At 70.1% G+C, this 14629-nt stretch carries 11 protein-coding genes and 1 pseudogene; 8 read left to right on the top strand and 4 right to left on the bottom strand.

Translation table 11 applies throughout. From position 1 onward, the window contains the following. From ACJ73U_RS42335 to ACJ73U_RS42360, 6 genes and pseudogenes are all read left to right on the top strand, one after another. A pseudogene (locus tag ACJ73U_RS42335) lies at positions 1 to 167 on the top strand (IS110 family transposase); the annotation flags it as partial. 224 nt (positions 168 to 391) lie between these two features. Beyond that, positions 392 to 2092 carry an ABC transporter substrate-binding protein gene (locus ACJ73U_RS42340; RefSeq protein ID WP_407783427.1) on the top strand — a complete coding sequence of 567 codons (1701 nt, stop codon included), beginning with the start codon at positions 392 to 394 and terminating at the stop codon, positions 2090 to 2092. 7 nt (positions 2093 to 2099) lie between these two features. After that, positions 2100 to 3089: an ABC transporter permease gene (locus ACJ73U_RS42345; RefSeq protein ID WP_407783428.1), complete on the top strand. Its 990-nt coding sequence runs from the start codon at positions 2100 to 2102 to the stop codon at positions 3087 to 3089. A 12-nt stretch (positions 3090 to 3101) separates the two neighbouring features. Beyond that, positions 3102 to 4064: an ABC transporter permease gene (locus ACJ73U_RS42350; protein ID WP_407783429.1), complete on the top strand. Its 963-nt coding sequence runs from the start codon at positions 3102 to 3104 to the stop codon at positions 4062 to 4064. Beyond that, entirely contained in the window at positions 4061 to 4996 is a 936-nt protein-coding gene (locus tag ACJ73U_RS42355; protein ID WP_407783430.1) for an ABC transporter ATP-binding protein, read from the top strand. The genes ACJ73U_RS42350 and ACJ73U_RS42355 overlap by 4 nt, the downstream gene beginning before the upstream one ends. Before the next feature lie 85 nt (positions 4997 to 5081). Beyond that, positions 5082 to 5888, top strand: coding sequence for an ABC transporter ATP-binding protein (locus ACJ73U_RS42360; protein WP_407783431.1), 807 nt, complete (start codon positions 5082 to 5084; stop codon positions 5886 to 5888). 14 nt (positions 5889 to 5902) lie between these two features. Here ACJ73U_RS42360 and ACJ73U_RS42365 read toward each other — a convergent pair whose 3' ends face one another. Then, positions 5903 to 7132, bottom strand: coding sequence for an ROK family protein (locus ACJ73U_RS42365; RefSeq protein ID WP_407783432.1), 1230 nt, complete (start codon positions 7130 to 7132; stop codon positions 5903 to 5905). A gap of 18 nt (positions 7133 to 7150) precedes the next feature. Continuing rightward, positions 7151 to 9319 (bottom strand): alpha-galactosidase, encoded by a 2169-nt coding sequence (locus ACJ73U_RS42370; RefSeq protein WP_407783433.1) that lies wholly within the window; start codon positions 9317 to 9319, stop codon positions 7151 to 7153. A gap of 94 nt (positions 9320 to 9413) precedes the next feature. Between ACJ73U_RS42370 and ACJ73U_RS42375 the strand changes: the two genes are divergently transcribed. Both ACJ73U_RS42375 and ACJ73U_RS42380 read left to right on the top strand, forming a co-directional pair. Then, positions 9414 to 11915 (top strand): glycosyl hydrolase 2 galactose-binding domain-containing protein, encoded by a 2502-nt coding sequence (locus ACJ73U_RS42375; RefSeq protein WP_407783434.1) that lies wholly within the window; start codon positions 9414 to 9416, stop codon positions 11913 to 11915. Between the two features lie 8 nt (positions 11916 to 11923). After that, a complete protein-coding gene (locus ACJ73U_RS42380; RefSeq protein ID WP_407783435.1) occupies positions 11924 to 12787 on the top strand; it encodes a LacI family DNA-binding transcriptional regulator in 864 nt (287 codons plus the stop codon). Positions 12788 to 12854: 67 nt separating this feature from the next. Here the strand turns inward: ACJ73U_RS42380 and ACJ73U_RS42385 are convergent, their stop codons facing one another. Both ACJ73U_RS42385 and ACJ73U_RS42390 read right to left on the bottom strand, forming a co-directional pair. Continuing rightward, positions 12855 to 13835 carry a glycoside hydrolase family 5 protein gene (locus ACJ73U_RS42385; protein WP_407783436.1) on the bottom strand — a complete coding sequence of 327 codons (981 nt, stop codon included), beginning with the start codon at positions 13833 to 13835 and terminating at the stop codon, positions 12855 to 12857. A gap of 104 nt (positions 13836 to 13939) precedes the next feature. Next, the gene (locus ACJ73U_RS42390) at positions 13940 to 14545 is read right to left on the bottom strand and encodes a hypothetical protein (protein WP_407783437.1); all 606 of its coding nucleotides are present in this window, start codon (positions 14543 to 14545) and stop codon (positions 13940 to 13942) included. Positions 14546 to 14629 lie beyond the last annotated feature (84 nt).

Raw genomic sequence — 14629 nt, forward strand, 5'->3', positions numbered from 1 at the left:
CACGCGCATACTACGACCGGCAACGAGCCCGCGGCGCGAGCCATAACGCCGCTCTGCGCCAACTCGCCAACCGACTCGTCGGCATCCTCCACGGATGCCTCAAAACCGGCACCCACTACAACGAGACAACCGCCTGGTCGCATCACGTCAACTCGACTGCGGCTTGACATTCAAAGCTCCTGGGATGTCTTTCGGTGCGGACGTCCCGGGCGATGCGCCGCGATGGACGGCACACGGCCCCGGGGTGACATCGCTACTTGACAACCAAAACTTAAGCAGCTTAATAATGGCCCGACGAGGTCGCCCGCCGGCGTGTCGATCGGGACGCGTCGGCACGACCCGCCGCAGCATCGCCGCTGCGTTCGTGGCGATCCGACCAAGGGATTCACCGATGTCACTGTCCTTCCGGCGCCTCGTCCGGCGTCTTGGGTTTCTCGCTACCGCGACGACCGCGGCAGCGCTCGCCGTCACCGGATGTTCCGATGGGTCCTCCACCGGCGGCGGCGAGAGCGGCGCCAGTGCGATCACCGTCTTCAACGGTTCGACCGGCACCATCGTCGAGAACTGGAACCCGTTCTCGCCCACGCTCCTGCAGCCCACGCAGGGCGTCATCTACGAGACGCTCTACTACTACAACCTCGCCACCGGAGCCGCGCCGAGGCCGATGCTGGGGACGGCGTACAAGTGGAGTCCCGACGGCAAGACGCTGACGATCACCACGCGCGACGCCGTGAAATGGTCGGACGGGCAGCCGTTCACCGCCAAGGACGTGGCGTACACCTTCGACCTGATCCGCCGCACGCCGGCCCTGAACTCCTCCGGCATCAAGATCACCTCGGCGACCGCGAGCGACGACCACACCGCCGTACTGGTCTTCGCCAGCCCCGAGTTCGCCCAGGAGCCGAACCTGCTCGGCAACACGCCGATCGTGGCCGAGCACACCTGGAGCAAGCTCAGCGACCCGGCGAAGACCACCAACCCCGACCCCGTCGGAACCGGTCCGTACCGGAAGAAGTCGTTCTCCGCACAGAGCTACGTGCTGGAGAAGAACCCGAACTACTGGCAACCCGGGAAGCCGCAGATCGACACCATCCGGTACATCGCGCTGGCTACGGCCGACGCCGCCAGTGCCGCGCTCACCGCCGGCCAGATCGACTGGATGAGCTCCTTCCTGCCCGGCCTCGACCAGCTCATCAAGAGCAAGAAGGACCTGACCTACGTCAACACGCCGGAACTGCGCGCCTCGATCTTCACCTGTTCGAACGCGTCGCTCGGCTGCACCGGCCCGCAGATTGACGTGGCGGTGCGGCAGGCCATCTACTACGCGATCAACCGCGACCAGCTGAACAAGCTCGCCGGCGGGGGCTTCGCCGCCACGGCTTCGCCCACCATGCTGCTGCCCGACCGGGACGCCAAATGGATCGCCGACCCGGCCGACGTCAAGACCCCCAGCGGCGCGGACGTGGCCAAGGCCAACCAGATCCTCGACCAGGCCGGGTGGGCCAAGGGGGCCGACGGCATCCGCGCCAAGGCCGGCCAGCGACTGTCGCTGACCATCCAGACCGTGACCGGCTGGAGCGACTTCATCTCGCTCAACGACGCCATGACCCAGGCGCTCAAGAAGGTCGGCATCGAACTCAAGCCGACCCAGCTGTCCTGGAACGAGTGGAACAACAACGAGGTGCAGGGCAAGTTCCAGCTCTCGCTGGACTCGATCGGGCTCGGCCCGTCGAGCAACCCGTACTACACCTACAACCAGCACTTCAACACCGCGACCACGGTCAGGGTGGGCGAGGCCGCGCCGCCGAGCAGCAACTACGCGCGCTACTCCAACGCGGCGGTGGACAGGGCACTGGGCGTCGCCGCCGCCACGAACGACGAGAACGTCCAGAAGCAGCAGTACGCGATCGTGCAGACCGAGATCGTGCGCGACCTGCCGTACATCCCGATCTACGTGAACTCGATGCTCACCGAGTTCAACACCAGCCGCGCGACCGGTTGGCCGACCAACGCGGACAAGTACGCCATCCCGGCGACCTGGAAATCCTGGGACAGCGGGATCGTGCTGTCGACGATCAAGCCGGCCAAGTAAGGCCGACATGCGCTACCTGCTCCGCAAGTTGGGGTTCTACCTGGTCGCCCTCTGGGCCGCGGTCACCGTGAACTTCGCGATCCCGCGGCTCATGCCGGGCGACCCGGTAGACCTCATGATCGCCAAGCTCGGCCAGCACGGCACGGTCACGCCCGAGACCCGCAAGTCGATCGAGGCGCTGCTGGGTACCGACAGTTCGCAGTCGCTGCCGGCCCAGTACGGCGACTACCTGCACAGCCTCGTCACCGGGCACCTCGGCGTCTCGGTGTCCTACTTCCCCGCGTCGGTCAGCTCGATCATCGCGCAGACGCTGCCCTGGACGATCGGGCTGATCGGCCTGTCCACGATCATCTCGTTCGCGCTGGGCATCGGCCTCGGTACCCTGGCCGGCTGGAAGCGCGGCTCGTGGCTGGACAACCTCATCCCGGTCACCACGATGTTCCAGTCCGTCCCGTACTTCTGGCTCGCCCTGATCCTGCTGTTCTTCTTCGGCAGCGTCATGTCGGTCTTTCCGCTGAACGGCGGGTACGACGTCTACAACGCGGTGCCGGGCTTCAACGCCACGTTCATCCGCTCGGTCGCCTACTACGGCACCCTGCCGGCGTTGACGATCGTCATCTCCTCGGTGGGCGGCTGGCTGCTCGGCATGCGCAACATGATGGTCTCCACCCTGTCCGAGGACTACATGCTCACCGCCGAGGCCAAGGGACTGCGCCCCGGCCGGATCATGCGCACGTACGCGGCACGCAACGCCGTCCTGCCCTCGATCTCCGGCTTCGCCATCTCACTCGGCTTCGTGGTGGCCGGCTCGATCGTCACCGAGGCGGTCTTCTCCTATCCGGGCATCGGATCGGCCCTGCTGCAGGCGGTCAGCGGTAACGACTACGCGCTGATGCAGGGCATCTTCCTGATCATCACGCTGTCGGTCCTCGGCGCCAACCTGCTGGTCGACCTCTTGTACACCGTCATTGACCCGCGCACCCGGGCGGGAAGCTGAGAGGGGCCGACCGTGGCACTGACAACCCAGTCCGCTGAGCCCGTCGGCACCGCGGACGCCCCGAAGCGGGCCGGGCGACGGCTCGGGCTACCGCCGATGACCGCCAAGCTCGCCGCCGGGCTGACCATCGGCGGCGCGATCCTGCTCTTCGGGCTGGTCGGTCCGTTGGTCGTGCGGGATCCCTCGCAGGTGAACGAGATCGGCCTGGCCGGACCCAGCGGGCAGCATCTGCTGGGCACCACCCAGACCGGCCAGGACGTGCTGGCACAACTGGCCTACGCCACCCGCGGCTCGCTGACCATCGGCGCGATCGTCGGGCTGCTGACCCTGCTGTTGTCCAGCTTCTTCGGCATCGTCGGCGCGTACGCCGGCGGTGTGGTGGACGAGTTCTTCTCGCTGTTCACCAACGTCATGCTCGTCATACCCGGGCTGCCGCTGGTGATCGTCATCTCCAGTTACGTGCCGGACAAGAGCCTGTGGCTGGTGGCGCTGGTCCTGTCGCTCACCGGCTGGGCCGGGTCGGCGCGGGTGCTGCGCGGGTACACCCTGAGCCTGCGCAACCGCGACTACGTCCTGGCCTCGCGGGTGACCGGCGAGAAGCGATGGCGCATCCTCGCGGTGGAGATCCTGCCGAACCTGATCCCGTTGCTCGCCTCGCAGGTCGTTTTCGCGGTCATCTTCGCCATCCTGGGCGAGGCCGGCCTGTCCTATCTGGGCCTCGGCGCGACCGGCTCGTTCACCTGGGGCACGATGCTCTACTACGCGCAGAACGGCCTCGCGCTGCGGCTCGGCGCGTGGTGGTGGTTCGTTCCGCCGGGTCTCATGCTGGCCCTGTTCGGGGCGGCGCTGTCGCTCGTCAACTTCTCGATCGACGAGATCATCAACCCGAAGCTGCGCAACCAGACGCGTGCCGCCCGCCGCGGCTGGCGGATGTCGCGCGAGCGGACCGCGAACGCCAAGGAGGCCACGCTGTGAGCGCATCGCCGTCACGGCCGCCGGTCGAGCCCGTTCTCTCCTCGCCGGTGCTCACCGTCGAGGACTTCAGCGTCGACTATCTCGTCGAGCCGGTGGTGCACGCGGTGCGCGACGTCTCCCTCACCCTGCGTCGGGGTGAGGTTCTCGGGCTGGCGGGGGAGAGCGGCTGCGGCAAGAGCACCCTCGCGTACGGCATCGTGCGGCTGCTCAAGCCGCCGGCCGTGATCTCCTCCGGCCGCGCGGTGTTCCACTCCCGCGAGGGCGTCGACATCGACTGGAACCTGCTGCACGCCGAGGAACTGCGAGCCACCCGCTGGGACAAGATCTCGATGGTGTTCCAGGGTGCGATGAACTCCCTCAACCCGGTCATCTCCATCCGCCGGCAGCTGGAGGACATCTTCACCACGCACCGCCCGGAGATGGGTCGGCGGGAGCGGCGCACACGGTGTGCGCAGTTGCTGGAACGCGTCGGCGTGGACCCCGAGCGACTAGGCGCCTACCCGCACGAACTGTCCGGCGGCATGCGGCAACGCGTCATGATTGCCATGGCCATGGCGCTGGAACCGCAGGTCATGATCATGGACGAGCCGACGACCGCCCTGGACGTCGTCGTGCAACGGGAGATCCTGCGCGAGATTACCCGGCTCCGCGACGAGCTCGGGTTCGCGGTCATCTTCATCACCCATGACCTGCCGCTGCTGCTGGAGATCAGCGACCGCATCGCGGTCATGCGGGAGGGCCGGGTGGTGGAGCTCGGCGACGCGCTGGAGCTCTACACCAACGCGAAACACGACTACACCAGGCAACTGCTGGCGTCCTTCCCCAGCCTCACCGGCGAACGCGGGTCGTTCGTCCGGGGTGGCCTGGACGACCGCCTGCTCGCCCTGGACGCCGTCAAGGTCGACGATCCGACCGCTGGGAGCGCCGCATGACCGCCCGCACCGAGCGGCACCGCCGCGAGCTGCCCCGCCGGGCCGCGGGCGAGGGCCGGCGGGGCATGCGAAAGGAGGGCACGGCATGACCGTCCTGGAAGCCCGCAACCTCGTCAAGGAGTACCACCTGCGGCAGGGCCTGCGCACGAAGGCGTTGCGGGCGGTGGACGACGTGAGCTTCACGCTCGAGCCGGGGCGGACCGTCGCGCTGGTCGGGCAGAGCGGCAGCGGCAAGTCGACGATCGCCAAGCTGCTGCTGCAGCTGGAGCGGCCCACGTCCGGGGAGATCCGGCTGAACGGCGAGCCCGTCGAGCGGCGCGGCGCCGGGCTGGTGCGCTATCGCCGTACGGTGCAGATGGTGTTCCAGGACCCGTTCGCCTCGCTCAACCCGTTCCACACCGTCGAACACCATCTGGAACGCCCGATCCGGCTGCATCACCCGGGCCTGTCCAGGACGGAGGTGCACCGCCGGGTTCTGCGGCTGCTCGAGCGAGTCCGGTTGACCCCGGTCGAGAACGTGGCCGCCCGCCGGCCGCACGAGCTCTCCGGCGGGCAGCGCCAGCGCGTCGCCATCGCTCGTGCCCTGGCGCCCGAGCCGGGCATCCTGATCGCCGACGAGCCGGTGTCGATGCTGGACGTCTCCATCCGGCTCGGCGTGCTCAACCTGTTGGCCACCCTGCAGCGCGAGGAGGCCCTCGGCGTTCTGTACATCACCCACGACCTCGCCACCGCCCGGCATTTCTCCGACGAGATCCTGGTCATGTACCGGGGCCGTATCGTGGAGCGCGGGCCTGCCGACGACGTCATCCTCAACCCTCAGGACGAGTACACGAAGACCCTGGCCGAGGCCGCGCCCAACCCGGAGCGGCGGATCGGCGAGCTGCGCGGCTGAGCCGGCCGCGTCGTTCAGCGGCGCATGCTCGACTGCAACACCAGCGCCGCCGCCCCGGTCGCCGAGGCGGTCTCCGCGGCCAGCGACACCGTCACCGTCACCGACCGGTGCCAGGTGCGGGCATCGGCGGCGGCGATGCGCGAGGTGATGGCGGGACCGTAGACGAAGGACGCCGCCGCGAATCCCGGACCGGTCAGCACCAGCAGGTCGATGTCGAGAAGGTTGACCACCGACTCCGCGGCCGCGGCGACGTAGCGCGCCGAGTCGTCGAGCAGCGCACGGCAGGCGGGGGCGCCGCCGCGCGCGGCGCGGGCGATGGCGGCGAAGTTACCCGCCGCACTGCGCCGCGAGCGGTCCGCGTCCAGGCCCGCCTCGGCGCTGGCCACCGGGTCGGCAAGGGCGGCGGCGACGACCATCTGCGGTCCGGCCAGCGCCTCGAGGCAACCGTTGCTGCCGCACCAGCATGCCGGCCCGTCGACCTGCAGGCACAGGTGGCCGAACTCACCCGCGTTGGCCTGGCTGCCGCGCAGTGCGACTCCGTCGATGACGATGCCCGCGCCGATGCCGCTGCCCATGTACAGGGCGGCGAACGCGCGGGTCGGCCCGACGCGGGCGACCCAGTACTCGCCGACCGCGGCGGCGGTCGCGTCGTTCTCGACCAGCACCGGCAACCCGGTGGCCTCGGCGAGCCGCTGGTCCAGGTCGTGCCCGCGCCAGCCCCGCAGGTGTGGCGGCGCCTCCTCCGGACGCACTCCCGGTCCGTGCGGGCCGGGCCAGACGACGCCGATGCCCAGACAGCGAGCCCGGTCCACGCCCGAGGCGTCGATCAGCACGGCGACGTCCGCCGCCAGGCTGCGCAGCAACGCCTCCTGGTCGTCGCTGATCAGCGCCGGCCGGGCCAGACGCGAGATGACCCCTCCGGTCTGGCCGGTCAGCACGTAGGTGGTGGTGTCCTCGTCGAGGTGAATGCCGACCGAGACGCGGGCCGCCGGGTCGAGCCGCAGCATGGTGCGGGGTTTGCCGCCGGTCGGGCTGCGCCCGGTCTCCACGACCAGGCCCTCCTCGAGCAGCCGGCGGACGGTCATCGACACCGCGGCCTCGGTCAGGCCGGTCATCGAGGCCAGTTCCACACGGCTCAGCGGCTCGGCCGAGCGGATGGCGTCGAGGATGCTCTCCCGGGCGCCCGTCCGCCGGCCGCGGCCGACCGGGGTCCCGCCCACCGGAGTGAGTGCGTTACCGCTCACCGCCGACTCACCGTCCCCTTAGCCGACAACGCGATCGTCCACCGCCGTCGCGCGCACCAACACCACGTGGTCGGGGTAGAGCACCGGGAGACGCACACCCGCGCTGACCAGGGCACGCCCGGACAGCTGCACCCCCCGCGGCGTCCACCAGGGTAACGCACGGCCCCACGCGGCAGCGTTACCGTCCGCCTGGTCGCCCGGCGGTTGGGGACGCACCCGGTACGTACGGCCGGGGTCGAGGCCCGGCAGCGCCGTGGCACCCGGGGGATAGCTGGCGCTCGTGGCGGTGGCGAAGATCGCGTACAGCGCGTCGGAGCCGTCCGCCGCGACCACGCCGGTGAGCTGGAAGGCAGGGTCCACGACATCGCCGTGCACCAGGACGCCACTGTGCAGCAGGCCGCGCAGCTCCTTGTACAGCGCCACCCACCGGGCCAGCCGCGCGAGTTCCGCCGGCTCGGCCCGGGTCAGGTCCCACTCGATGCCCAGATGCCCCCAGATCGCGGTGCCCGCTCGGACGTCCAGCGGCAACTCCCGCATCGTGGTGTGCGAGCGAGGCGCGCCGATGTGTGAGCCGATCAGCTCCAACGGGATCAGCAGGCTCGTCCACCGCTGGATCGCCAACCGTTCGTGGGCGTCGATGCAGTCCGAGGCCCACACCCGGTCGGTGCGCGCCAGCACCTCGAGGTCGACCCGGCCGCCGCCGGAGGAACACGACTCGACCTCGAGGTGCGGATGCCGGGCACGCAGTTCGTCGAGCAGCCGGTACAGCGCCCGGGTCTGGTCGTGCACGCCGGCCCGGCCGGTGCCGGGGTGGCCGGCCTCGACCAGGTCGCGGTTGTGGTCCCACTTCAGATAGCTGATGGCGTTCTCGCTCAGCAGCGCGTCCAGGCGACCGAGCACGTGCTCGAACGCCGCCGGGTTGGCCAGGTCGAGCACCTGCTGGTGGCGGGCGGCGGGGGGCAACCGGTCACCGGCCGCCATGATCCAGTCCGGGTGCGCCCGGGCCAGATCCGAATCCGGGTTGACCATCTCGGGCTCGACCCACAGACCGAAGTCCATGCCCAGGCCTCGCACCACGTCGATCAGCGGCCCGAGCCCCCGCGGCCACACCCGCGGCGAGACGACCCAGTCACCGAGCCCCGAGGTGTCGTCGCGCCGGGACCCGAACCAGCCGTCGTCGAGCACGAAACGTTCCGCGCCGACCGCGGCGGCCGCGCGGGCCAGCTGCGTCAACCGGTCCAGGTCGTGATCGAAGTAGACCGCCTCCCAGGTGTTGACGACGACCGGCCGGGGTGAGGACGGATGCCCGGGCCGCGAGCGCAGGTAGGCGTGGAAGCGGCCGGCCAGCTCGTCCAGGCCGTCGCCGACCGAGCCGTAGAGCCAGGGTGTGGTGTAGGACTGCCCACGGGCCAGGCCCACCTCGCCCGGCAGCAGCAGCTCGCCGCCGCCGAGGGCGGAGTACCCGTGGAAGGTGCGTTCGGCGATGGTGCGGGCCCCGCCGGAGAACGCGGTGTGCACCCCCCACACGCGCCCGCCACGGTTGCCGAAGCCGGCAACGCCCGCGCACAGCACGTGCGCCGCGTCGTAGCCGGTGCGCCCGGTGCGGTTCTCCCGGACCCGGAGCCCGTGCGTGAACGCGGTCCGCTGTGGCGACCGCTCCCGCAGGTGATGGCCGGTGAAGTCGAGCAGCTCGGCGGTCTCCGCCGGCACCGGCAGGAACGGCGTCAGCTGCTCCAGCCAGTACGTTCCCGCGCCGGCGTTGGTCAGCGTGGCCCGGGTGCGAAGCAGCCCGCCGGCGTGCAGCTCGAGCTCGAGAGTCAGGTCCAGCTCGGCGGCGGCGTCGTGCGCGCCGGTGACGAACGTCTCGGCCGTGCCGCGCCGCTCGCGCCGTCGCCGGGTGACGGCGAATGCCGGGGACCAGGCGCGTCCATCGCGGTGCCCGGACAGGCCGGGGGCACCCAGCCAGCCGGCGGACTGCTCGGGCAGCATCGACACGCGCACCGGGTCGTCCACCGAGAAGCCGATGGGCTGCGGCGTCGCTGCCAGCGCCAGCTGCGCCAGCTCATCATCGCTGAGGTCGCCGAGCGCGGCACCCCAGTGGACGACCGCCGGAAGCCGCGTCCCCCGGGCATCCAACACCACGCTCACGCCCGACGCGCTCAGATGGACCAGGCCGTGCTCGGGCATGGGGCTCCTTCGTCATGGCACTGTTGACGCACTTCGTTCAGTTACTTAAGAATGGTAGCGGGCGGGTTACTTCCGAGACGACGGGACACGGTCCATGATCAAGAGCGGCCTGCATTCGGGCTGGACCGTGCGCGCCGTCGGCGGCCCGGTGCCCCCGGAGGTCCGCGACGCGCCCGTGCCCGCCACGGTGCCCGGCACGGTGCACACCGATCTGCTCGCGGCCGGGCTGATCCCCGACCCCTACCTCGGCACGCACGAGGCCGAGCTTGCGTGGCTGCACCGCGGCGCCTGGCGCTACGACACGACCGTGTCCGCCGTCCCCGCGGCCCCGGACGAGCGCCTGGACCTCGTGTTCGAGGGACTCGACACGGTCGCGACCGTCAGTCTCGACGACGTCGAGCTGGGCCGCACCGCGAACATGCACCGGAGCTACCGGTTCGACGTACGGCAGGCGCTGCGCCGGCCCGCCGCCACGCTGTCGGTGCGGTTCGACTCCGCGCTGGAATTCGCCGAGGCGGTGCAGGACCGGCTGGGCTCCCGCCCACGCGCCTACGACCACCCGTTCAACGCGGTCCGCAAGATGGCCTGCGGCTTCGGCTGGGACTGGGGCCCGGACCTGCAGACGGCCGGCATCTGGAAGCCGGTGCGGCTGGAACGCTGGCGGGTGGCGCGACTCGCTCGGGTGCGCCCGCTCGCGACACTCGACGCGGACCGCAGCACCGGGCGGCTGACCGTGCATGTCGAGATCGAGCGGTCCGGCCTGGAGCCGGCCGGTGATCTGGTGGCCTGGGTGGCCGTCGGCGACCTGCCCGGCCGTCCGGAGGGCCTCACCGGCGAGGTCGTCGTGCCGGCCGGCAGCGACCGTGGCGCCGTCGAACTCGTCATCCCGCGGGCTCCCGTCTGGTGGCCCGCCGGGCACGGCGAGCACCCGCTCGCCGCGGTGACCGTCGACCTGCTGGACCCCGCCGGCGCCGTGCTCGACTCCTTCGCCCGCCGGGTCGGGTTCCGCTCCGTGACGCTGGACGAGAGCCCCGACGCGGCCGGCTCCCGCTTCGCGTTCGTCGTCAACGGGCGCGAGATCTTCGTGCTCGGCCTCAACTGGATTCCCGAGGACCACCTGCTGACCCGGCTGACCCGGCAGCGGTACGCCGCCGCGGTCGACCGGGCGGTCGCGGCCAACGCCAACCTGCTGCGTGTCTGGGGCGGGGGCATCTACGAGTCGGACGACTTCTACGATGTCTGTGACGAGCGCGGCGTGATGGTATGGCAGGACTTCCTCCTGGCGTGCGCGGCGTACTCCGAGGAGGACCCGATCCGCTCCGAGATCCTGGCCGAGGCGCGGGACAACATCACCCGTCTGTGCTCGCACGCCTCCCTGGTGATCTGGAACGGTGGCAACGAGAACCTCTGGGGCCACGAGGACTGGGACTGGAAGGACCGCCTCGGCGACCTCACCTGGGGCGCGCGCTACTACTACGAAGACTTCCCCGCACTGCTCGCCGAGCTCGACCCCACCCGGCCCTACCACCCGGGCAGCCCGTCCAGCCCCGGCTTCGACCCCCAGGTCGTGCACCCCAACGACGACCGGCACGGCACCCGGCACGAGTGGCAGGCGTGGAATCGGCGGGACTACACCTGGCACACCCACTTCACGCCGCGTTTCTGCTCCGAGTTCGGTTGGCAGGCGCCGCCGGCCTGGTCCACGCTCACGGCCACCCTCGCGCCGGCCGACCTGCACCAGGAGTCCCCGGCGTTCCTGATGCACCAGAAGGCCGCCGACGGCAACGACAAGCTCAACCGCGGGCTGGCCCACCACATGCCGGTGCCGGCCGACTTCACCGAATGGCACTGGGCCACCCAGCTGAACCAGGCCAGGGCAACGACGTACGCGGTGGAGTACCTGCGCTCGCTCGCCCCGCACACGATGGGCAGCATCCTCTGGCAGCTCAACGACTGCTGGCCGGTGACGTCCTGGGCGGTGGTGGACGGCGCCGGCAGGCTCAAGCCGGCCTGGTACGCGCTGCGCCGCTCCTACGCCCCGCGCCTGGTCAGCTTCCAGGTGCGGGACGGCGCCGTCACCCTGGTGGCCGTGAACGACAGCGACCAGCCGTGGACCGGCCTGGTCGGGCTGGTGCGTGCCGGCTTCGACGGCGGTGAGCTGGCCCGCGCCAAGATCCATCTCCAGGTGGCGCCGCGCTCGGTGACGCGCGTGCCGGTCGGCGCGGATCTGCTCGCCGTCGCCGACCCCGCCCGTGAGGTGCTGGTGGCTGACATCGACGGGCTGCGCGCCACCCACCTGTTCGCCGAGGACACCGAGCTGGCGTACGAACCGGACCCGGTTTCCGCGAGCGTGACCAGGACGCCGGACGGGTGGGCCGTGACCGTGACGGCCTCCTCCTTCGCCCGGGACGTCGCCGTGCTCGCCGACCGGGTCGCCCCCGACGCCGTCGTCGACGACATGCTGGTCGACCTCCTGCCCGGCGAGAGCCGCACCTTCCGGGTCCGCACCGGCGCCGCGGTGGCCGCCGGCGCGTTCACCGCCCGCGAAGTGTTGCGCTCGGCGAACACCCTCGCCGCGCCCGCGGGCGCTCGCTGAGGCCGGCCGTGCAGACCACCACCGCGCCCGGCCTGATCGGCCTCGTACTGACCGAGAACGCCGCGCGGGTCGGTGTCGAGCCGTTCTTCATGGAGCTCATCGCCGGCATGGAGGAGGCCCTGGCCCCGGCGGGTGACAGCATGCTGCTGCTGGTTGTCCCCGACCTGGACGCCGAACTGGCGACCTACGAGCGCTGGGCGAGCGACGGCACGGTGAAGGCGGTCGTCGTGGTGAACCTCGTGCACGACGACGCGCGGCCGGCACGGCTGGCGGCGCTCGGACTGCCGGCCGTGCTCGCCGGCCACTATGCCGGACCGGTGGCCTCGACCGGTTTGCACACCGACGACGCCGGGGCGATCGTGGCCGCGGTCAACCTGCTCGGCTCTCTCGGGCATCGGGTCGTCGGCCGGGTGAGCGGGCCGTCCGACCTGGTGCACACGGCCGAGCGCTCCGCGGCCATGCTGGCGGCGGGTGCGCACCTCGGGATACAGGTGCACGTCGTCGAGGCGGACTACAGCGCCGAGTCAGGCGTGCGTGGCGCACGCGAGCTGCTCGCACGGCAACCGGCCCCGACCGCGATCCTCTTCGACAACGACGTCATGGCCGCCGCCGCCGAGGAGGATCTCGTGCGCTCCGGCATCCGGGTGCCCGAGCAGGTCAGCCTGCTTGCCTATGCCGACTCCGCTCTCTGCGAGCTGGCCGTCCCGCCGTTGTCGGCGCTCAGCATCGACGCCCACGAGCAGGGCGTCGGACTCGGCCGGGCCGTGCTGGGGGTGCTGGCCGGCGCACCGCCGGCCGATCACTCGGGGCCGCCCATCCGGATCACGCCCCGGGACAGCACCGGCCCGGCCCCGGCCGGGGAAGGCGCGTAGGCCCGGGCCGGCAGTACGCCGACCCGGGCCCTGGTCATGCGTCGATCACACGGCCGCGGCAGGCCTTTCAGTAGACGGTGGCCTGCTTGGCGGTGGCCTTGATGCCGTTGGTGCCGTTGAACAGCCGGCTGCCCCACGACGTCAGGCTGTTCTTGTCGAAGCTGTTCACCTGGTCCATGTAGGAGATGTCGCTGCTGTTGCCGCTCCAGGACCAGCCCAGGTAGCCCACCGACTGGGACTGCGCCGTCGACATGAGGGTGTCCTCGTCCACGTCGCCGTACGGGTCGTACGGCGCGAACTCACCGATGATCAGCGGCAGGTTGTTGTTCTTGAACGTGCTGACGTAGGAGGTGATGGTCGACGCGGAGCTGAAGTGCGAGTACATGTGCACGGAGAAGATGGTGTTCCGCGCCGAGTCCGACGACTCCACCGACGATGCGTTGGCCGCCATCACCCCGTTGTTGTCCTGTCCCCAGTTCGGGGCGTCCACCACCAGGGCGTTGGCGATGCCGGCGTTGCGCAGCTTGGTGATCGCGTTCTTGGTGTCGGCAGTCCAGTTGGCGGTGTTGTTGTTGCCGTACGGCTCGTTGCCGATGTTGACCAGTATGTAGTTCTCCTGGCCCTGGAGAGCGCTCTTGACGCTGATCCAGTAGTCGGCGGCCTGGGAGAGGCTGTAGGCGCCGCTGGCTTCGCCGTATCCGGTGGTGTCGTGGTCCTCCAGGACACAGATCAGCTTGCTGGACTTGCAGAGTGACACCACGTTCGACACGTCGCTTGCCGAGTTCGTGGTCCATCGGCCACCGCTGAGCACGACTCGGACAGTGTTGGCGCCCAGGGACTTGATGTCGGCGAACGCGCCGGTCTGGCTCGAGTACCACGCGTGCGGGTGGCTGGTTCCGCGCATCACGAACGAGTTGCCGTTGCTCTCGACGATGTTCCTGCCGCTCACGTGGATGCCGGTGGCGGCGGAAGCGACGGTCGGGACGGTCACGATGGTCAACGACAGCAGGGCAGCCGTTGCCAGACCGATCTTGGGGATGAGTTTCACGTTCTCCTCCGGGGTGATCTCGGTGCGAGGGGGACAGGCCGGCGAAACCGGTGACCTGGCGGGGGAAACGTTTCGGCCGCTGACCGCGGGGGCGGTGCCGGCTGTCAGATGGGCGGGACGCTCACCCAGAAGCGGGTGTCGTCGGACAGATAGGTCGAACTCGAGTTGATCTGCGTCTGGATCCAGTAGACCGCCGTCTTGTAGTTGTTGATGTCGGTGGTGTTGTAGTTGTTCACTCCCGTCTCGCCGTTGCGGTGGCCACCGAACCACTTGTTGATGCCGTAGTAGCTCTGGCTGTTGTGGACGCAGGTCACGTCCGCACCGAGATCGCTGTTCAGGGCGGATCCGTTGTTCCACTGGCTCGTGGTCTGGCCCTTGAACTTGTTGCACGAGGTGCGGAGCATGAACCAGTTCTGTTTGAAGATGCCGAAGTTGGCGGAGTCGGACGTCTTGCCGTCGCCGTAGGTGTAGTTGGCCGTCATGGTGTCGGTCTCCAACATGGCGACGGCCAGGTCGAGGCTGTTGCCGCCGGCGTTGCGAACCGCTGTCTTGCGCGAGCCGAGGCCGCTGACGGTGTAGTACCCGCAGCTCATACCGCTGGGGCAGGCGCTGATCGCGCTGGCGGGCGCCGCGTTCAGGGTGAGCAGGCCGACGACGGTGCTGACCGCCAGCGTTGCCCCCGATGTCAGAAGAGCCAGTGTCCGTCTCATGGGTACCTCCGGTTGTGATGGGTGGGCGCCCACTGCGCCCTGCTCTGGTCGGGCGCGCGGCAGGGTCGTCGTCAGCTCCGTTGG

Source organism: Actinophytocola sp., from assembly GCF_045807065.1.
GTDB lineage: Bacteria > Actinomycetota > Actinomycetes > Mycobacteriales > Pseudonocardiaceae > Actinophytocola.

What these genes read in the sequence shown, in the direction of transcription:
- ACJ73U_RS42390 (WP_407783437.1), bottom strand. Translation starts at nt 14,545, where the DNA reads ATGAGACGGACACTGGCTCTTCTGACATCGGGGGCAACGCTGGCGGTC.
- ACJ73U_RS42370 (WP_407783433.1), bottom strand. Translation starts at nt 9,319, where the DNA reads ATGCCCGAGCACGGCCTGGTCCATCTGAGCGCGTCGGGCGTGAGCGTG.
- ACJ73U_RS42360 (WP_407783431.1), top strand. Translation starts at nt 5,082, where the DNA reads ATGACCGTCCTGGAAGCCCGCAACCTCGTCAAGGAGTACCACCTGCGG.
- ACJ73U_RS42375 (WP_407783434.1), top strand. Translation starts at nt 9,414, where the DNA reads ATGATCAAGAGCGGCCTGCATTCGGGCTGGACCGTGCGCGCCGTCGGC.
- ACJ73U_RS42345 (WP_407783428.1), top strand. Translation starts at nt 2,100, where the DNA reads ATGCGCTACCTGCTCCGCAAGTTGGGGTTCTACCTGGTCGCCCTCTGG.
- ACJ73U_RS42340 (WP_407783427.1), top strand. Translation starts at nt 392, where the DNA reads ATGTCACTGTCCTTCCGGCGCCTCGTCCGGCGTCTTGGGTTTCTCGCT.